This is a genomic window from Paenibacillus sp. FSL R7-0179 (assembly GCF_038002265.1).
GTDB lineage: Bacteria > Bacillota > Bacilli > Paenibacillales > Paenibacillaceae > Paenibacillus_AQ.
In genome coordinates this window covers 854,109-872,029 of sequence record NZ_JBBOCC010000001.1, presented here as the reverse complement: position 1 = coordinate 872,029, position 17,921 = coordinate 854,109, and the positions used below count along the sequence as shown (strand labels likewise).

At 54.3% G+C, this 17,921-nt stretch carries 18 protein-coding genes and 3 tRNA genes; 20 read left to right on the top strand and 1 reads right to left on the bottom strand.

Annotation, left to right across the window (positions count from 1 at the left end):
* The first annotated feature begins 26 nt into the window (after window positions 1–26).
* The 10 genes from MKX63_RS03660 to MKX63_RS03615 all read left to right on the top strand — a co-directional run bounded on the left by MKX63_RS03660 (window position 27) and on the right by MKX63_RS03615 (window position 7,278).
* Window positions 27–102, top strand: a tRNA-Phe gene (locus tag MKX63_RS03660).
* A gap of 5 nt (window positions 103–107) precedes the next feature.
* A tRNA-Tyr gene (locus tag MKX63_RS03655) sits at window positions 108–190 on the top strand.
* An 11-nt stretch (window positions 191–201) separates the two neighbouring features.
* Window positions 202–274: transfer RNA gene (locus tag MKX63_RS03650), tRNA-Lys, on the top strand.
* A 165-nt stretch (window positions 275–439) separates the two neighbouring features.
* Window positions 440–1,522: a PucR family transcriptional regulator gene (locus tag MKX63_RS03645; RefSeq protein ID WP_341015347.1), complete on the top strand. Its 1,083-nt coding sequence runs from the start codon at window positions 440–442 to the stop codon at window positions 1,520–1,522.
* A 109-nt stretch (window positions 1,523–1,631) separates the two neighbouring features.
* Window positions 1,632–2,753 carry an ABC transporter ATP-binding protein gene (locus tag MKX63_RS03640; RefSeq protein ID WP_341015346.1) on the top strand — a complete coding sequence of 374 codons (1,122 nt, stop codon included), beginning with the start codon at window positions 1,632–1,634 and terminating at the stop codon, window positions 2,751–2,753.
* A 229-nt stretch (window positions 2,754–2,982) separates the two neighbouring features.
* Window positions 2,983–3,921 carry an HPr(Ser) kinase/phosphatase gene (gene hprK, locus MKX63_RS03635; RefSeq protein ID WP_036726232.1) on the top strand — a complete coding sequence of 313 codons (939 nt, stop codon included), beginning with the start codon at window positions 2,983–2,985 and terminating at the stop codon, window positions 3,919–3,921.
* Window positions 3,922–3,933: 12 nt separating this feature from the next.
* Window positions 3,934–4,965, top strand: coding sequence for a prolipoprotein diacylglyceryl transferase (lgt, locus tag MKX63_RS03630; RefSeq protein WP_341015344.1), 1,032 nt, complete (start codon window positions 3,934–3,936; stop codon window positions 4,963–4,965).
* Between the two features lie 8 nt (window positions 4,966–4,973).
* Complete coding sequence (ppaX, locus tag MKX63_RS03625) at window positions 4,974–5,633, top strand: pyrophosphatase PpaX (RefSeq protein WP_341015343.1); 660 nt, start codon at window positions 4,974–4,976, stop codon at window positions 5,631–5,633.
* Window positions 5,630–6,121: an acyltransferase gene (locus tag MKX63_RS03620; RefSeq protein WP_341015342.1), complete on the top strand. Its 492-nt coding sequence runs from the start codon at window positions 5,630–5,632 to the stop codon at window positions 6,119–6,121. Before ppaX ends, MKX63_RS03620 begins: the two co-directional genes overlap by 4 nt.
* A complete protein-coding gene (locus MKX63_RS03615; protein ID WP_341015340.1) occupies window positions 6,121–7,278 on the top strand; it encodes an acyltransferase in 1,158 nt (385 codons plus the stop codon). The genes MKX63_RS03620 and MKX63_RS03615 overlap by 1 nt, the downstream gene beginning before the upstream one ends.
* Before the next feature lie 86 nt (window positions 7,279–7,364).
* Here the strand turns inward: MKX63_RS03615 and gntK are convergent, their stop codons facing one another.
* Window positions 7,365–8,903: a gluconokinase gene (gene gntK, locus MKX63_RS03610; protein WP_445323516.1), complete on the bottom strand. Its 1,539-nt coding sequence runs from the start codon at window positions 8,901–8,903 to the stop codon at window positions 7,365–7,367.
* Between the two features lie 269 nt (window positions 8,904–9,172).
* Here gntK and MKX63_RS03605 point away from each other — a divergent pair, with 269 nt between their 5' ends.
* The 10 genes from MKX63_RS03605 (at window position 9,173) to MKX63_RS03560 (ending at window position 17,797) form a co-directional block, all read left to right on the top strand.
* Window positions 9,173–10,390 carry an ATP phosphoribosyltransferase regulatory subunit gene (locus MKX63_RS03605; protein WP_341015336.1) on the top strand — a complete coding sequence of 406 codons (1,218 nt, stop codon included), beginning with the start codon at window positions 9,173–9,175 and terminating at the stop codon, window positions 10,388–10,390.
* Between the two features lie 86 nt (window positions 10,391–10,476).
* Window positions 10,477–11,121 carry an ATP phosphoribosyltransferase gene (hisG, locus tag MKX63_RS03600; RefSeq protein WP_341015335.1) on the top strand — a complete coding sequence of 215 codons (645 nt, stop codon included), beginning with the start codon at window positions 10,477–10,479 and terminating at the stop codon, window positions 11,119–11,121.
* A 37-nt stretch (window positions 11,122–11,158) separates the two neighbouring features.
* Window positions 11,159–12,466, top strand: coding sequence for a histidinol dehydrogenase (gene hisD, locus MKX63_RS03595; RefSeq protein WP_341015333.1), 1,308 nt, complete (start codon window positions 11,159–11,161; stop codon window positions 12,464–12,466).
* Window positions 12,456–13,067, top strand: a complete 612-nt coding sequence (hisB, locus tag MKX63_RS03590; protein WP_341015331.1) for an imidazoleglycerol-phosphate dehydratase HisB — start codon at window positions 12,456–12,458, stop codon at window positions 13,065–13,067. The genes hisD and hisB overlap by 11 nt, the downstream gene beginning before the upstream one ends.
* Before the next feature lie 2 nt (window positions 13,068–13,069).
* Window positions 13,070–13,690: an imidazole glycerol phosphate synthase subunit HisH gene (gene hisH / locus MKX63_RS03585; RefSeq protein ID WP_341015329.1), complete on the top strand. Its 621-nt coding sequence runs from the start codon at window positions 13,070–13,072 to the stop codon at window positions 13,688–13,690.
* A 42-nt stretch (window positions 13,691–13,732) separates the two neighbouring features.
* A complete protein-coding gene (hisA, locus tag MKX63_RS03580; protein WP_341015328.1) occupies window positions 13,733–14,482 on the top strand; it encodes a 1-(5-phosphoribosyl)-5-[(5-phosphoribosylamino)methylideneamino]imidazole-4-carboxamide isomerase in 750 nt (249 codons plus the stop codon).
* Between the two features lie 25 nt (window positions 14,483–14,507).
* On the top strand, window positions 14,508–15,266 hold the full coding sequence (hisF, locus tag MKX63_RS03575; RefSeq protein ID WP_341015326.1) for an imidazole glycerol phosphate synthase subunit HisF: 759 nt from the start codon (window positions 14,508–14,510) through the stop codon (window positions 15,264–15,266).
* Window positions 15,263–15,985 carry a bifunctional phosphoribosyl-AMP cyclohydrolase/phosphoribosyl-ATP diphosphatase HisIE gene (gene hisIE / locus MKX63_RS03570; RefSeq protein ID WP_341015324.1) on the top strand — a complete coding sequence of 241 codons (723 nt, stop codon included), beginning with the start codon at window positions 15,263–15,265 and terminating at the stop codon, window positions 15,983–15,985. The genes hisF and hisIE overlap by 4 nt, the downstream gene beginning before the upstream one ends.
* A gap of 14 nt (window positions 15,986–15,999) precedes the next feature.
* A complete protein-coding gene (gene hisJ / locus MKX63_RS03565; RefSeq protein ID WP_341015323.1) occupies window positions 16,000–16,827 on the top strand; it encodes a histidinol-phosphatase HisJ in 828 nt (275 codons plus the stop codon).
* A gap of 22 nt (window positions 16,828–16,849) precedes the next feature.
* Window positions 16,850–17,797 (top strand): ribose-phosphate diphosphokinase, encoded by a 948-nt coding sequence (locus tag MKX63_RS03560; protein WP_036690058.1) that lies wholly within the window; start codon window positions 16,850–16,852, stop codon window positions 17,795–17,797.
* Window positions 17,798–17,921 lie beyond the last annotated feature (124 nt).

The window sequence follows — 17,921 nt, the reverse complement described above, 5'->3', positions numbered from 1 at the left end:
TTTTTTTGTTTTTAGGCTTTTTTCATGGCTCGGTAGCTCAGTCGGTAGAGCAAAGGACTGAAAATCCTTGTGTCGGGGGTTCGATTCCCTCCCGCGCCACCATACATGGAGGCTTAGCGAAGTGGCCAAACGCATCAGACTGTAAATCTGCTCACGTACGTGTTCGGTGGTTCGAATCCATCAGCCTCCATCCCTTTTTAGGAGCCATTAGCTCAGTTGGTAGAGCACCTGACTTTTAATCAGGGTGTCGAAGGTTCGAGTCCTTCATGGCTCATCTTAAGCCAAACGGTCATCACTTTAGAGTGGTGGCCTTTTTTGTATTTTGATACATGATTCAAGCATGCTCATAAGCGCAAATTCCGCATTTTACAGCAAAATATGATAAAATAAGCGAAAAAAGCAAAAGTGGTGGAGAATGGTGATGATGGATAGTGAGGGTTTGCGTCAAAAATTGGAGCAACTCACCGGAAAGAGGACCGGAATCAAGCAGCTGGGGAGGCAGCATTCCGCTTCACTTTTTGGCATAGGTACGGATAAGGATCAGGAACTTCCGGTCATTCATGAGGGTTATCTATGGCTTCCCTTGTATGAGAATGATGGCCGTGTTACAGCAGTGTGGGTGGAGACAGAGGGGCTGTCGCCGCTGGAGCTGGAGCTGGTGAATTATGCCGGGCGCAATTTTGCGGTAGCACTGAAGGCAACCGGATTCAAGGAAGAAGGAGAGATGGAGGCGCGGCAGCTTAGCAGCTGGCTGAATGCCCAACTGGAGCAGGAGAAGGACGATGCGGAGATCCCGGATGAAATTTCACTGAAGGGCCGGCTGTTCGGGGATATGATTCCCTTCATGCTGGTAAGTGAGAGTGTTCATAATCCGCAAATGACGTATCGCTCCTTAATGAAGCTGCTGCGCAGTTATTTCGAGCATGATGTATTGCTGGTTCCTCTTCAGGATAAGGAATGGTTAATTTTAGCCCGTAAGGAACTCCTCACAGGCGGAGATGATAAAGAGGATGAGGAAGAGAGTGCTGAGGATTTGCTGTCACAGACTTCTATGGGATTGCATGAACTGATAGCCAGCGAGTGGGTTGGCGTCTTTCATCTCGCGGTCTCTCCGGCCATTATCCCGGTTAAAGGTCTGACTGGAGCAGTAGCCTTGCTGCGGGAGACCATCATTCTTGGACGAATTTTCCAGGTAGGGGATTATATTCATCTGCCGTGGGAGCTGCATATGGAGCGGCTCGTTAACAGTATTCCGGATGAACGGCGGAGACAGCTGCTGGGCCAGATCGGTGATTACACAACTGTACTGGCGGATAAGGAAATGCTGCTGACGCTGGAGACTTTTTTTGAAATGGACTGCAATGTTAGTGAAACCGCCAAAAAGCTCTACATTCACCGTAACACGCTGCTCTACAGGCTGGACAAGATCAAACAGGAGACGGGGGCTGATGTCCGCAGCTTCGGAGATGCCGCTATTGTGAAGCTTGCCATGTTATTGTATAAAGTGACGAAAAGAAAATAGGTTTTTTGTGAACCTTGCAAATAGCCATGAGGCCGGCTCTGGGGTAAGATAAGTGTACAAGAAAGCGTTTGATTTTCTATTCCAATAATAGACTCGAGGGGGAAATACAATGGCAGGCGTACGTTTAGAGCATATTTTCAAAAAATACCCGGGTTCCGATAAAGCAACAGTAATCGATATCAATCTCGATATTAAAGATAAGGAATTCCTCGTACTGGTTGGTCCTTCCGGTTGCGGTAAATCCACAACCCTGCGTATGATCGCTGGTCTGGAAGAAATCTCTGAAGGTAAAATGTACATTGGTGACCGTGTAGTGAATGACGTTGCTCCTAAAGACCGTGATATCGCGATGGTATTCCAATCCTACGCCTTGTACCCGCACATGAGTGTATATCAGAACATGGCATTCGGTCTGAAACTGCGTAAAGTGAAGAAAGAAGAAATCGACAAGAAAGTACGCGAAGCAGCGAAAATCCTGGATATCGAGCACTTGCTGGATCGTAAACCTAAGGCACTGTCCGGTGGTCAACGTCAACGTGTCGCTCTAGGCCGCGCTATCGTCCGTGATCCACAAGTCTTCTTGATGGATGAGCCTCTTTCTAACTTGGATGCTAAACTTCGTGGTCAAATGCGTGCTGAAATCACTAAGCTGGTTAAGCGTCTTGAAACCACTTGTATCTATGTAACGCATGACCAGACAGAAGCCATGACGATGGGTGACCGTATCGTAGTTATGTACGATGGTATCATCCAGCAGGCTGCTTCCCCTGAAGAATTGTATAATGAGCCTACCAACCTGTTCGTAGCCGGATTTATCGGTTCCCCTACAATGAACTTTATCAACGGGACTCTTTCCGAAGTGAACGGCGCTGTCCGTTTCCGTGCAGAGAACCTTGATGTTGAAGTTCCAGGCGGCAAAGCTACAATCCTGCGTAACAAAGGCTTCATCGGTAAAGATGTGATTATGGGCGTTCGTCCAGAAGACATTCATGAAGAGCCAGTGTTCCTGGAAGCTTCCCCTAACACAATCTTCACTTCGATGGTTGATGTTACGGAAAACCTTGGTCATGAAATGCTCCTCTACTTGAGCGGTCTTGGCAATAACACTGTAATTGCGCGTGTAGATGGACGTTCCACTACCCGTGAAGGCAGCAAGCCTAGATTGGCCATCGACATGAACAAAGTCCACATCTTCGACAAAGAATCCGAACTTAACGTTCTGCTGGGATAAGATCTCTGCAGGGTGAACATAGTTTATAATGAAGAAAGCCGCCTGGTTAGGCGGCTTTTTCTTGTAATGAACATGGTGGAATGAAACGATAACCGCTGGGGTTAAGATTGCATTCACTGGCATAATCCATTAAGATAGCAGGAGAATTACCTGTAGCTGGAATGGATAAAGATGTAACCGGTATGCGGGGAAGCGGCATAAGCCGCGGGTGACGAAAGGACGGACATATATGGCTAAGAAGGTAAAAGTATCGGAATTGGTGCAGCATTTTCAATTAGAGGTAGTCTCCGGACATGAAGGTCTGAAGAGACCGATCACTGTGGATGATTTGAACCGTCCCGGGCTGGAAATGGCCGGTTATTTCGAATATTATCCGGAAGAACGTGTGCAGCTACTAGGCAAAACAGAGCTGGCGTTCTTCTCTATGCTCTCAGAGGAAGAACGGAAAAGCCGGGTACGCGGAATCTGTAACGACAATACTCCGTGTATTGTCATTACACGTGCGCTGGATGTTCCCCAGGAGCTTGTAGACATCAGCAACGAGAAGGGACTTCCTGTGCTGCGCAGCTCGATGGCGACGACTATTTTCTCCAGCAGACTGACCAGCTTCCTTGAGGGCAGACTGGCACCTACAGCAACAATTCACGGTGTTCTCTGTGATGTGTATGGGGTAGGGATGCTGATTACAGGCACCAGTGGTATCGGTAAAAGTGAAACCGCGCTGGAACTGGTTAAGCGCGGTCATCGCTTGATTGCCGATGATGCGGTGGAGATCCGCCAGACCTCGGATAATCAGCTTCATGGTACTGCACCGGAATTGATCCGTCACCTGTTAGAAATCCGCGGTGTCGGGATTATTAATGTTATGACGCTGTTTGGGGCAGGCGCTATCCGTAATCACAAACGGATTACTCTAGTGGTCAGACTGGAAGCTTGGCAGCAGGACAAGCAGTATGACCGTCTGGGACTGGATGAGGAGACGACACGGATTATCGATACCGATGTGCCGCTCGTTACCATCCCTGTCCGTCCGGGACGTAACCTCGCTGTCATTATCGAGGTGGCTGCGATGAATTACCGGCTCAAGCAAATGGGCTTCAATGCCGCGCTGCAATTTACGAATAAACTTACCGCCACCATCTCAGAAGATATGGATGATCTGGATTAGGAGTGTGAGAGCATGTTTTATTCACTAGCGATTGACCCGATTGTCTTCTCGATTGGTTCTCTGCCAGTTCACTGGTATGGCCTGATTCTGGGTCTTGGAGCGCTTACCGGACTGTTCTTGTGTATTCAAGAAGGCAAACGCTTCAACATTCCACAGGAGTTCTTCATGGATATGCTGCTGCTGGGCTTGCCATCGGCTATTATTGGGGCGCGTCTATATTTCGTAGCTTTCAAGTGGGAAGACTATAAGGATAACCTGCTCGATATCTTCAAGGTCTGGAATGGCGGTATTGCGATTTATGGCGCCTTAATCGGTGCGATTATCTGTGCGATTATTTACTTCCGCTATAAGGGCTATCCGTTCTGGCGTATCGTCGATATCTGTGCTCCCGGACTGCTTGCCGGCCAGATGATCGGCCGCTGGGGGAATTTCATCAACCAGGAAGCCTATGGCGGAGTGGTTGAGGAATCGTTTTTACGGGATAAGCTGCATTTGCCGGACTTTATCGTTAATCAAATGTACATAGGGGATGCTTTTCACCATCCAACCTTCCTGTACGAATCACTCTGGAGTCTGCTTGGCATTCTGCTCCTCTTGGTGCTGCGCCGCCAGAAGTTCGTACGTGCCGGAGAAATCTTCATGTCATACTTCATCTGGTACTCCGTCGGCCGCTTCTTCATTGAAGCTCTGCGTACGGATAGTCTTGCCTTTGAAGGCAGCAGCGGTGTGGCATCCTTCATTAACGGGCTATGGAGTCCGATGAAGTGGATGGGCTTCGAACAAGGCTATCTTGATCCGGCTTACGGGAATATCCGTATTTCTCAACTGCTCGCGCTGTTCATTATTGTTGCTGCCATTGCGCTGATTATTGTACGGCGGGTAAGCGGTCAGCCGAAGGATCATTACCTGGACCCGATCATCAGCACCAAACCGGCGGCAGCGGATGCTGTAGTTCCAGAGAGTGCAGCTAATACGCCTCAGAAGCCTTCTCAGCCTGTTCAGCCGGTGGAAGATCCCTCTGAAGATAAGGAAACAAAGGAGTAATACTATCAATGATAGAATGCGTGTTATTTGATCTGGACGGAACGATTGTGAATACGAATGAGCTGATTCTTAATTCATTCATGCATGCGCTGAAGGAGAATCATCTGCCGGTTCTGACCCGTGAACAGATCATTCCCATGATGGGGACTACACTTCAGCAGCAGCTAGGCGCGTTCTCCGGCCTGGAGTCGAAGGATATAGAAGTGCTGGAACGGTCCTACCGTTCGTACAACAATGCGCATCATGATGAGCTGGTCCGCGCTTTTCCTCAAGTGAATGAGACGATGGAGGAGCTGCAGCGCCGGGGAATCAAGCTTGGGGTGGTGACGACCAAGATCCGGCCTAACACATTGAAGTCGCTGGAGATGTTCGATCTGCTGAAATATATGGAGACGATTGTTACGGTGAATGATGTGACTCATCCGAAGCCGCATCCGGAGCCGGTGCTCACGGCAGTTGCCAATCTGGGTGTTGATCCGGCCAAGACACTGATGGTAGGCGACAGTGCTGTTGATATTCAGTCTGCGAAGGCAGCAGGGGTTCGTGTAGCCGCTGTGGCGTGGTCGCTTAAGGGTGAGGCTGTGCTGAGCACCTATGAGCCGGATTACATCATCCAGGAGATGAAGGACTTGTACTCTATTGTAGAGCAGGAGACTATGCAGCCGTGAGAAAGATAACCCGTTATCCCGTGGAGGGGCATAATGCGCTCTGGCATATTTACCGTACGGTCAGCCCATGGAAGGGTGTGCGCAATTTTATTTTTATCCAGATTGCCCGTTATTGCCCGATTCTGCCGCTCAAGAACTGGATTTACCGCCGGGTGCTCGGGATGAAGATAGGTAAGCATACTGCGTTTGGGCTTATGGCGATGGTGGATGTTTTTTTTCCGGAGAAGATCTCTATCGGGGAGAACACGGTTATCGGCTATAACACTACGATCCTGGCCCATGAATATCTCATTAAGGAGTACCGGCTGGGTGAAGTTATTATCGGAGAGAATGTAATGATCGGGGCTAACACGACTATTCTCCCTGGGGTTACGATTGGGGATGGGGCTACGGTTGCGGCGGGATCGGTGGTTCATAAGGATGTTGCTGCCGGTTCGTTCGTCGGCGGGAATCCGCTCCGCGAGCTGCGTAAACAGGAGGAATCATAATGGCTCAAAAGGAAAGAATACCACAGCTTGATATTTTTCGGGCAATCGCTATTTTTGCGGTGATCGCCATTCATGCCACCTCACGCACGTTGGCTGAGACACTGGGCACTTCCATGTTCGCTCCGTTTCTGTTCATAAATAAGTTCAGCCAGTTTGCGGTACCGTCCTTTATATTCTTAAGCGGGTTCGTCCTGTTCTACAATTATATTGACCGTCCGCTGGGCGGGAAGGTGCTGGCCAAATTCTACAGCCGCAGGCTGATCTATATTATTGTGCCTTATCTTGTGTTTACGGTGCTGTATTTTGGACTCAAAATGACGGCCGGCCATACCTGGGGGATGCCTCTTCAGGAGATGGGCGGGAAGTTCTTCAAGTACCTATGGACGGGTACGGCGTATACGCATCTGTACTATATCATCATCATTATCCAGTTCTACCTGCTGTTCCCCCTGATCCTCTGGTGTCTGCAGAAAGTCCGGCATCTCGCGGCCTGGGCACCGGTGATTGGGCTTGCATTACAGTGGGGCTTCGTGCTACTGAACAAATATATGGTGAACCACGGGTATTGGCAGCTGTCGAAGGGTAGTCTGGCCATTACGTATTTCTCGTATTTCCTGCTGGGTGCGGCGATTGCGATCTACTACAGTGCTCTGAAAAAGTGGCTGGTTCCCTCCCGCGAAGGCTGGCGCTCAGGTAAAGGTATGGGCTGGATGGTACTATGGATCTTATGGGCGGCTGCCGGGGCTTACCATGTGGTATTGTGGTATAACAACTATACGAAGAAAGCAGTAATCAACAGTCTGTGGTATGAAGGGTTCTCGAACCTGCATGCCTTGCTCTCTTGTCTGGTCCTGTTCCAGCTGTCCTTCCTGCTGTATGGGGCAGGACGCAGCGTGCTGACGAGACTGCTGCTCTCGGCCGGGGCGTGCTCCTTCGGTATCTATCTGCTCCATCCGCTGCTGCTGTTCATGTACCGGAAGCTGCCGTTCCACGGCGGATCGCTGGCCTATACGGCGGCAATAGCGGGCGGCTGGCTGGTGGCCCTTCTGGGTTCTTGGCTAGTGGTTGCACTTGCCTTCCGTTATGTGAAGCCGGCGTGGATGGTGTTCGGCTCTTCACCGCAGAAGCCGGCAGCAGCGCCAAAGGCGACAGTGTAGATTTAGGCTTAGTATTAAAAGCGCCGGCTGGCCGCAGATGCGGCTGTCCGGCGCTTTGCTGTAAGCAGGCGGTTCTGGAGAGCAGGTTAGCCGGGCTGTTCCCCGGCCTGTTCGCGCTGGAAGTCGGCAATCGCCTGATACTGATCCGCCAGACTGCGGGATACCGAGATGAAGATGGGCAGCAGCTGTTTGTAGGCTTTGGCGTGGGCAGTAACCGGCTCATGCCGGTGAGTGGAGCCAATCATGCTGAAGACAGCATCCAGAGAGTCGATCCGGCCAATGGCGTATAATCCCAGGACGACTGCGCCGAGGCAAGAGCTCTCGAAGCTCTCCGGGACAACCACCTCCTGATCGAAAATATCCGCCATCATCTGCCGCCATAGCGCCGAGCGGGCGAAGCCGCCGGTAGCCAGGATTCGAACGGGCTCGCCGATGCATTCTTCCATGGCCAGCAACACGGTGTACATATTGAAGATGACACCTTCCAGCACTGCGCGGATCATATGCTCCTTACGGTGATTCATGCTCAGCCCGAAGAAGGAGCCGCGGGCATCGGGATTCCACAGCGGTGCGCGTTCTCCGGTAAGGTACGGATGGAAGAGAAGTCCGTTGCTGCCGGGCGGCACTTGCTCAGCGATTCTTGTTAATACTTCGTAGGGATCAATCCCCAGGCGTTTTGCAGTCTCCACTTCAGAGGCGGCGAACTCATCACGGACCCAGCGGAACAGCATCCCCCCGTTATTCACGGGGCCGCCGATCACCCAGTGCTTGTCTGTCAGGGCGTAGCAGAAGATCCGTCCTTTGGGATCGGTCAGCGGATGGTCAACGACAGTACGGATGGCACCGCTTGTACCTATTGTCGCAGCGATTACCCCCGGCGCCATGGCGCCTACGCCCAGGTTGGACAGAACGCCGTCACTGGCGCCTACGACAAATGGAGTTTCCGTGAGCAGACCAAGCTTCCCGGTAAGCTCTGGAAGCAGCCCCTGCAGGATATGGGTGGTCGGGACCGGACGGGACAGGCGCTCTGGAGTAACACCGGCAATCCGGAGTGCCTCTTCGTCCCAGTCGAGCTTCTCCAGATTGAACATGCCGGTGGCGGAGGCGATGGAATGGTCAATTACATATTCGCCGAACAGCCGGAAGAAGATATATTCTTTGATCGAGATGAACTTGTAGGTCTGCATGAACAACTCGGGCTGCTCCTCGTCCAGCCACATCAGCTTGGTAATTGGAGACATAGGGTGTATAGGCGTGCCTGTCCGCAGGTACAGCTCATGTCCGTTCAGTTCATCCTTCAACCGCCGGGCACAGCGGCTGCTCCGGTTATCGGCCCAGGTAATGCAGGCGGTCAGCGGCTTACCCGCAGGATCTACAGCGATCACACTATGCATAGCGGAACTGAAGGAGACGAGCAGAATGGCTTCGGGTGCGGCAAGGCTCTCCTGCATGACCGATGCTATAGTATGTATTACGGCTTCCAGAATCTGCTCCGGGTCCTGTTCTGCGACAGAGGGGGAGGGCTGATGCAGCGGATAGCCCTGATTGCTCTGAGCGACAATTGTTCCATTCTCCTCAAAGAGGACAGCCTTCGTGCTGGTGGTTCCAATATCAACGCCAATCATATAGGATGTACTCAAGCCGTCAGTCCTTCTTTCTGCTTCTGAATTAGATACCGGGAATACTTCATGGAGAAAATAAAGTACAATCGTATTAACCTATTATATTCGCCGCTTATCCCGGTGGCAAAAGGAACTCTGGAATTCAAGCGAATTGTTGACGCAAAAGGATAGTCCGTGATACGATATTGCCACTACTTTACTTTGCTACCACTTTACCATGATAAAGCATTTAATGATACCCTTCAACATATCCGATGAGGTGAACAATGAAGATGGCCAAACCAAAGGGATTTGAAAAGCCTGCCGGCGTAAGGGATTATCTCCCGCGTGCGGTAACAAAGCTGCGCAAGATCGAGAAGGATGTACTTCACTGTATGAGCCGCTGGGGCTACCGGCAGATGATTACGCCTACTCTTGAATATTACGATACGGTCGGTGTAGCCAGCTCTACCTCCGATCAGAAGCTGTATAAATTGCTTAACAACCGTGGGCAGGCGCTGGTGTTGCGTTCAGAGATGACGGCACCTGTAGCGCGCGTAGTCTCCTCTCTATTGAAGGATGAGCCGCTGCCGCTGCGTCTGTCCTACCATGCCAACGTCTTTCGGGCGATTGAAGAAGAGGCCGGACGGGAGGCGGAATTCTTTCAGACCGGTGTGGAGCTTGTCGGTGATGATTCACCCGAAGCTGACGCAGAGGTAGTCGCGCTGGCGATTGCTTCCCTCCAGGCGGCAGGCGTAAAGTCTTTCAAAATCGCTATTGGACATGTCGGCTTCCTGGACGGCCTCTTCCAGGAGGCGGTATCCGGTCTGCCGCAGGCTCAGGAGGAGCTGAAGAGCCATCTGCTCAGCCGCGATTATGTAGCCTTCCGCGAGACGCTGCGGCGTCTTGAGCTATCCGCTGCCCAGAAGCAGGAGCTGGACGGACTGCTGCGGCTGCGCGGCGGAAAGGAGATCTGCGGCCAGGCGCTGGAGCTGAGCAGTCATCCGGTGGCGCGCGCATCGATCGAGCATCTGTGCAAGGTATGGGAGGTGCTGGTGGCTTACGGTGTCTCGCAGCATGTGCTGATTGATCTGACGATGATCGGTGATTTCTCTTACTATACAGGCATGACCTTCGAGGGGTATGCTTCCGAGCTGGGCTTCCCGGTATGCAGCGGCGGCCGGTATGACAACCTGCTGCAGCAATTCGGGCGTCCGATTCCCTCCACCGGCTTCTCTCTGAAGACCAACCGTATTTTAGATGGAGTCTCGGGGCTGCCGGAAGAGGAAGAGCTGCCGATTCTGGTCCAGTACGATGCACTGCGGCGCCAGGAGGGTCTTGCCGAAGCAGCGAGGCTGCGGTTGGAAGGGCATGCTGTGGTCACGCGGCTGGCAACCGGTCCGGAGGAGCTAAAGACTGTGAAGCGGCTGGATGCGGATACTATTCAGGCAGAGGGCGAGCTGTACGGCGAGATCTACACATTCGTGTCGTTTGTCAGCGAGCATGGGTGAGCGGAGCAAGATTAAGGAATGGAACCATGATGTCATATAGAAGCAGATGTTAAAGAAGCGGAAATACGAAACGGGGGCGGGTATTGATGGCACAGATTCTTAAGGTAGCCATGCCGAAAGGCCGGATTTACAATAAAGCGGCAGAGCTGTTCCGCCAGGCGGGACTGCCGATTCCTCCGGATGGAGAAGAGTCGCGCAAGCTGGTGATTTCATTGCCGGAGGCCGGAATGGAGTTCATTCTGGCCAAGCCGGTAGATGTGCCGACTTATGTAGAGTATGGAGTGGCGGATATCGGTATTGTCGGCAAAGATGTACTGCTGGAGGAGAGCCGCGATGTGTACGAGCTGCTGGATCTCGGGATTGCCCGCTGCCGGATGTCGATCATCGGGCTTCCGAACTGGCAGCCGGGCATTCAGCAGCGCGTAGCCACCAAATACCCGAACGTGGCTTCGCGGTATTTCCGTGAGCAAGGCCAGCAGGTGGAGGTTGTGAAGCTGAACGGCTCCATTGAGCTGGCACCGCTGATCGGGCTGGCTGACCGGATCGTGGATATGGTTGAGACCGGCCAGACACTGAAGGATAACGGTCTGGTGGAGATGAAGAGCATCTTCGAGATCACCAGCCGCCTGGTGGCGAACCGGGTAAGCTACCGGATGAAGAATGCGGAGATTCAGCAGCTGTGCGACCGGCTGCAGGCTGTTATTGCAGAACCGGGATTGCAGATAAAATAATATAAGCAAAACTATAGAGCTCAAGGGGGAAGCGGCGGTGAAGATCCAGTCCAGTAAGGAATTTAAGCTGCAGCGTGAGGTGGAATACGGCACGCCGGAGCAGAACAAGGCCGTACGTGAAATCGTGGCCGATATCAAGCGGGAAGGCGACGCGGCGCTGCTCCGGTATACGGAGCGCTTCGACGGCGCTGCACTGACGCCAGCACAGCTGCGCGTAACGCCGGAGGAGCTTGAGGCCGCCTATGGCCGGGTAGAGGAGTCCTTCGTGACGGCTATCCGTGCAGCAGCCGTGAATATCCGTGCGTTCCATGCGCGGCAGAAACGCAATTCCTGGATGGATCTGCAGCCGGACGGCACGATCCTCGGCCAGATCATCCGCCCGCTGAAGCGCGTAGGCGTCTATGTTCCCGGCGGCAAGGCGGCGTACCCGTCCTCGGTGCTGATGAACGTGATACCGGCACAGATCGCCGGGGTGCCGGAGATCGTGATGGTGACGCCGCCCTCGACGGGCGGTTCGGAAGGCATTGATCCTTATATTCTCGTGGCCGCCGCTGAGGCGGGCGTACACGAGATCTACCGCGTAGGCGGCGCGCAGGCGATTGCCGCCCTCGCCTTCGGCACGGAATCCATCGTGCCGGTCGACAAGATCTGCGGGCCAGGGAACATCTTCGTGGCCCTGGCCAAGCGCGAGGTCTACGGCGCTGTCGACATCGACAGCATCGCCGGACCGAGCGAGATCGTCGTGCTCGCCGACGATACCGCCGAGGCCGCCTACATCGCGGCCGACCTGCTCTCGCAGGCCGAGCACGACGAGATGGCGTCGGCGATCCTTGTGACGCCGTCGCAGCGTCTCGCGGAGGCGGTGGCTGCCGAGGTCGAGCGGCAGCTGCAGGCATTGCCGCGCGAGGCCATCGCGCGGGCCTCGGTAGAGAACTACGGCGCGATTATCGTCGTAGACTCGCTGGCGGAGGGCATCTCCGTGGTGAACCGGCTCGCGCCGGAGCATCTGGAGATTGTGGTGAACGACCCGATGGGGCTGACCGGCGCAATTGAGAACGCCGGGGCGATCTTCCTCGGGCCGTACAGCTCGGAGCCGGTCGGCGACTACTTCGCCGGACCGAACCATATTATACCGACGAACGGCACAGCGCGGTTCTCCTCGCCTGTAGATGTGGACGACTTCATCAAGAAGTCCAGCCTGATCTATTACAGCAAGGAGGCGCTGCTGCGGGACGGGGCGGCGATTATGGAGCTTGCCCGGCGCGAGGGCCTGGAAGGCCACGCACGCGCCATCGAAATCCGGCTTACGAACGAAGCGAAAGGTGGAGACACAAATGGAGAATAATAACAACGAACTGGCGCTGCGTAAGGCCGGACTTAGCCGTACAACCAATGAAACGGACATCAAGCTAACCTTTGCCGTGGACGGCAGCGGGGTCTCCGAACTGGAGACCGATGTGCCGTTCCTGAATCATATGCTGGATCTGTTCACGAAGCATGGACAGTTTGACCTCTCTGTACAGGCGCGGGGAGATATCGAAATTGATGATCACCATACAGTAGAGGATATCGGGATCTGTCTCGGACAGGCTCTACGGGAAGCGCTAGGCGATAAAAAAGGCATCAAGCGGTACGCCAGTGTCTTCGTCCCTATGGATGAGGCGCTTGCCCAGGTAGTGATCGATATCAGCAACCGGCCGCATTTCGAATACCGGGCAGCGTATCCTTCCCAGCAGGTCGGCAGCTTCTCAACAGAGCTGGTCCATGAATTCCTGTGGAAATTCGCGCTGGAGGCGAGAATTACGCTGCATGTCATTGTTCATTACGGCTCCAATACCCATCACATGATTGAAGCGGTCTTCAAGGCGCTGGGACGGGCACTGGACGAAGCGACGATCGTAGACCCCCGGGTGAAGGGCGTGCCTTCAACGAAGGGAGTGCTGTAGTTATGGCCGTTGCAATCGTCGATTACGGCATGGGCAACCTGCACAGTGTCAGTAAGGCCGTAGAGCGGCTGGGGTATACGAGCCTTGTAACCTCGGATGCCGCCGAGATTCTGGCGGCAGACAGTGTCATTCTGCCGGGAGTCGGTGCCTTTGGCGATGCGATGGAGCACTTACGGGAGAGCGGAATGGACGATGTCGTCCGGGCTGCGGCGTCAGCGGGCCAGCCGGTGCTGGGCATCTGCCTCGGCATGCAGCTGCTGTTCAGCAGCAGCGAGGAGCACGGCGAGCATAAGGGACTGGGGCTGCTGCCCGGCGCAGTAGTGCGCTTCGCCCCCCGGGACGGCTACAAGGTGCCGCATATGGGCTGGAACAAGCTGAGCTTCAGCCAGCCAGAGAGTCCGCTGCTGGCAGGTCTGACGGAGGGGCATGTGTACTTCGTGCACTCCTATCACGCACTCGCGGCGGACAGCGATCTGCTGGCCGTCACAGACTATGGACATCCGGTAACGGCTATTGTGGGCCGCAGCAATGTCTACGGTATGCAGTTCCACCCGGAAAAGAGCGGGGAGCTAGGCATGAAGCTGCTGGGTAATTTCTTAAGACTCCAGGCACAGCAGGCGTAGCCTGCCTGAATCACTAATTTGCAATGAAAGCGGGGAGTATTCATGTCTTCTTTTATCCTATATCCGGCGATTGATATCCGGGACGGCAAGTGTGTCCGGCTGCAGCAGGGTGATTATGCCCAAGAGACGATCTATAACGACAGTCCGGTAGAGGTGGCTAAGTCGTGGGAAGAGCAAGGCGGGCAATATATCCATCTGGTGGATCTGGACGGAGCCAAAGCAGGCTGTCCTGTGAATGATGTTATCATTGGAGCCATTGCTAAGCATGCGAATGTTCCTGTACAGGTCGGCGGCGGTCTCCGTACTCTTGCTGATGTTGAGAAGCTGCTGGGCCTTGGCGTCAGCCGGGTGATTATCGGAACGGCAGCCATTAATGACCGGGCTTTTACAGAAGCGGTTCTTGCCAAATACGGCGACAAAGTAGCCATCGGGATCGATGCGCGTAACGGCTACGTGGCAACCCACGGCTGGCTTAATACCTCGGAGGTCCGCGCGGAAGACCTGGCCAGAGAGCTGGCTGCCAAGGGTGCCGAGACCTTCATTTATACCGATATCTCCCGCGACGGGATGATGCAGGGGCCGAACGTGGAAGGCATTCTGTCTATGGCCAAGGCAAGCGGCCGCAGCGTAATCGCCTCCGGCGGTGTGACCAGCCTTAATGATCTGCAGCGCCTGAACGTACATAGCGGCAGCGGGATCGGCGGGGCGATTGTGGGCAAGGCGCTGTATACCGGCAATATTAATCTGGCTGAAGCGCTGCAGACCCTGGGCCAATCCTCCGGATTGCGGTAAGTCTATACTAAGGAGGGGTCTTGGCATGTTGGCGAAACGGATTATTCCCTGTCTGGATGTGAAGGACGGGCGTGTGGTAAAAGGCGTGAATTTTGTGAATCTGCGCGATGCCGGAGATCCGGTGGAGCTTGCGGCGCTGTACGATCGCGAGGGAGCAGATGAGCTGGTATTCCTCGATATTTCCGCTTCTGTGGAAGGCAGGGCGACGATGATTGAGGTGGTGCGGCAGACGGCGGGTGAGATTGCCATTCCCTTCACGGTGGGCGGGGGCATCTCGACCCCGGAGGATATGAAGCGGATTCTGCGTGCAGGAGCGGATAAGATCGGTATTAACACAGCTGCTGTAAATAACCCTCAGCTGATTCTGGAAGGGGCCCGTCACTTTGGCTCCCAGTGCATTGTAGTGGCGATGGATGCCAAATATAATGAGGCTTGGGGCGAATGGGAAGTGTATACGCACGGCGGACGTAAGCCTACGGGTATCAGGGCTTTGAACTGGGCCAGGGAAGCTGAGCGGCTGGGAGCCGGCGAGATTCTGCTTACGAGTATGGACGCAGACGGGACCAAGGACGGCTTCGACCTGAAGCTGACGGCGGCGGTAAGCGACCTGCTCAGTATTCCTGTCATTGCTTCTGGCGGAGCCGGGAGAATTGAGCATTTCTATGATGTATTTACGGAAGGCCGGGCAGATGCCGGACTTGCGGCCACCATTTTTCACTATAAAGAGATTGCTATTCATGATCTGAAGGCTGATCTGAAGCAAAGAGGAGTAGAGATCCGATGAGCGAGGACAAGAAGGATATCGCACTAAGCCAGCAGGAGGCAGTGTCGGGCATACGCTGGAATGAATCGGGCCTGCTGCCTGCTGTTATTCAGGATGCGCGCACCCTGGAGGTATTAATGTTCGCCTATATGAATCCTGAGTCGCTGCAGCGCTCCCTTGAGAGCGGCCAGACCTGGTTCTGGAGCCGTTCACGCAGCGAGCTGTGGCATAAGGGGGGGACGTCCGGCAATACGCAGGCGATCACCTCGATCCATTACGATTGTGACAGCGATACGCTGCTGGTGAAGGTAGTGCCGGAGGGTCCGGCCTGCCATACCGGGGAGAATAGCTGCTTTTACCGCGAGATTCCGCTCGATTCACCGGCAACCGTAACTGAGACTGCCGGGGCAGCAGTAAATGCTGCTGATGAAGCAGAGAGCGGCCGGTTTGCGGTACTCGGTGAGCTGGAGCGTGTCATTGCTGAGCGTGAGGTGAACCGTCCTGAGGGAGCGTATACCACCTATCTCTTCGACAAGGGCGTGGACAAGATCCTGAAGAAGGTTGGTGAGGAAGCCTCCGAGACGATCATTGCCGCCAAAAACAAAGATAATGCCGAGCTGCGCCTGGAAGTTAGCGATCTGATCTATCACCTGCTCGTGCTGCTGCAGGAGCGAAAGCTTCCGCTGGATGAGATTCTGGAAGAGCTGAGTGCCCGCCATGAACGGCCCCGGCGCGATTAGGAGGAACTTTCAGCATGCACATCGATTATCATACCCATCATGAACGCTGCGGCCATGCGGTCGGGAAGCTGGAGGAGTATGTGCAGCGGGGCATCGCGCTGGGGCTTGAGCAGCTCGGGCTGTCGGATCATCTGCCGCTAATCCATGTCGATCCGGACCACTACTATCCTGAGATGGCTATGCCTCTTGCGGAGCTTCCGCGATATGTGGAGGAATGCCTGACGCTGAAGGAGCGCTACCGGGGCACGATTGAGCTGCGGGTCGGGCTGGAGGCGGATTATATTGAGGGATATGAGGAGCAGATCCGCGAGCTTTTGGCACCGTATCCGTGGGATTATCTGATTGGTTCGGTGCATTTCCTGGGAGAATGGGATATTACCGACCACCGGCAGACCCATGGCTGGGAAGGCCAGGATGTAATGGCGGTCTACCGCCGTTATTATGATGCTGTACAGAAGTCGGCGTTATCGGGATTATATGATATTATAGGACATATGGACGTCATCAAAAGGTTCGGTTACGGCCCCCGGACGCCGGAAGACCTGGCGGAGGCTAAGAAGCTTGAGCTGGATACGCTGAAGGTCATCGCCCGCAGCGGAACCGCCATGGAGCTGAATGCTTCCGGGCTGACCAAGCCGTGCGCCGAGATGTTCCCGGCAGAGCATGTACTCGTCCAGGCGCTTGCGCTGGGCATTCCGCTCACGGTTGGCTCTGATGCGCATGATCCCCTGAAGCTGGGAGACGGTTTACCGGAGGCCCGGGACATGCTCTGGCGCACCGGCTTCCGCGAACTGGCTGTCTTTGAAGAACGCCGCCGTACCAATGTGCCGTTAGCATTATAAATTATAATCCCAGGAGGGTACTATGCATCATCAATTACGGATTTTTTCCGGTTCGTCGAATCCGAAGCTTGCCGCTGATATTGCGGAGCGCCTTGGTGCGCCGCTTGGCCAGATCAAGCTGACCCGTTTCAAAAGCGGCGAGATTTATGTGCATTATGAAGAGAGCATCCGGAACTGCGACGTATTTTTGGTGCAATCCCTGGCTCATCCGATTAACGAGCTGTTTGTAGAGCTGCTGGTCATGATTGATGCCGCCAAGCGTGCATCGGCCAGAACGGTGAATATTATCGTTCCTTATTACGGGTACGCTCGGCAGGAGCGTAAATCGGCACCGCGTGAACCGATCTCGGCCAAAATGGTCGCCGATGTGCTGACCACCGCCGGTGCAACGCGCGTAATTACCATTGACCTGCATGCCGCAGCCATACAGGGATTCTTCAATATTCCGGTCGATCATCTGACCGCGCTTGATCTGATCAGCGGGTATCTGAAGGTGAAGGGGCTTACCGATCTGGTCGTGGTCTCCCCGGATGCGGGACGCGCATCCATGGCGGAGAAGCTGGCCAGCCGGCTGGATTCGCCGTTCGCCATCATGATCAAGAAGCGTCCGGCTCATAATGAATCGGTGATCACCCATGTCATTGGCGATGTGGAGGGCAGGACGCCGATCATTATCGAGGATCTTATTGATACCGGAACGACTATCGTCAATGTGGTGGAGGGCCTGAAGGAGCGGGGTGCGCGGAACAGCATCGTCTGTGCTACACACGGACTGTTCTCCGGAGATGCGCTTGCGCGGATGGACCATCCCAATATTGACGAGATTGTCATTACCGATTCCATTGCCCTGCCGGACGAGCATTCCAGCAGATTCGCAGTGCTCTCGGTAGCCCCCATGCTGGCTGAGGCCACGCGCATTATCATCGAGGGCGGTTCCATAGATAAGCTGTTCAGAGACGCGGGGATTTAACTCCCGCGTCTTTTTTTGTGAATGAGATGTGAGCAGGCCCTAAGGCTGCATTATTCCAAGCTTTTTCCTCCCGTCAGCACTCTCTTGAGATTGAGAATCTCGTTGCCACATGTGGTATACTGTG

What these genes read in the sequence shown, in the direction of transcription:
- gntK (WP_445323516.1), bottom strand. Translation starts at nt 8,903, where the DNA reads ATGATTGGCGTTGATATTGGAACCACCAGCACGAAGGCTGTCCTCTTT.
- hprK (WP_036726232.1), top strand. Translation starts at nt 2,983, where the DNA reads ATGGCTAAGAAGGTAAAAGTATCGGAATTGGTGCAGCATTTTCAATTA.
- MKX63_RS03640 (WP_341015346.1), top strand. Translation starts at nt 1,632, where the DNA reads ATGGCAGGCGTACGTTTAGAGCATATTTTCAAAAAATACCCGGGTTCC.
- MKX63_RS03560 (WP_036690058.1), top strand. Translation starts at nt 16,850, where the DNA reads ATGCATCATCAATTACGGATTTTTTCCGGTTCGTCGAATCCGAAGCTT.
- hisF (WP_341015326.1), top strand. Translation starts at nt 14,508, where the DNA reads ATGTTGGCGAAACGGATTATTCCCTGTCTGGATGTGAAGGACGGGCGT.
- hisA (WP_341015328.1), top strand. Translation starts at nt 13,733, where the DNA reads ATGTCTTCTTTTATCCTATATCCGGCGATTGATATCCGGGACGGCAAG.
- hisJ (WP_341015323.1), top strand. Translation starts at nt 16,000, where the DNA reads ATGCACATCGATTATCATACCCATCATGAACGCTGCGGCCATGCGGTC.
- MKX63_RS03605 (WP_341015336.1), top strand. Translation starts at nt 9,173, where the DNA reads ATGGCCAAACCAAAGGGATTTGAAAAGCCTGCCGGCGTAAGGGATTAT.
- lgt (WP_341015344.1), top strand. Translation starts at nt 3,934, where the DNA reads ATGTTTTATTCACTAGCGATTGACCCGATTGTCTTCTCGATTGGTTCT.
- hisIE (WP_341015324.1), top strand. Translation starts at nt 15,263, where the DNA reads ATGAGCGAGGACAAGAAGGATATCGCACTAAGCCAGCAGGAGGCAGTG.
- ppaX (WP_341015343.1), top strand. Translation starts at nt 4,974, where the DNA reads ATGATAGAATGCGTGTTATTTGATCTGGACGGAACGATTGTGAATACG.
- hisH (WP_341015329.1), top strand. Translation starts at nt 13,070, where the DNA reads ATGGCCGTTGCAATCGTCGATTACGGCATGGGCAACCTGCACAGTGTC.
- MKX63_RS03615 (WP_341015340.1), top strand. Translation starts at nt 6,121, where the DNA reads ATGGCTCAAAAGGAAAGAATACCACAGCTTGATATTTTTCGGGCAATC.
- hisG (WP_341015335.1), top strand. Translation starts at nt 10,477, where the DNA reads ATGGCACAGATTCTTAAGGTAGCCATGCCGAAAGGCCGGATTTACAAT.
- hisB (WP_341015331.1), top strand. Translation starts at nt 12,456, where the DNA reads ATGGAGAATAATAACAACGAACTGGCGCTGCGTAAGGCCGGACTTAGC.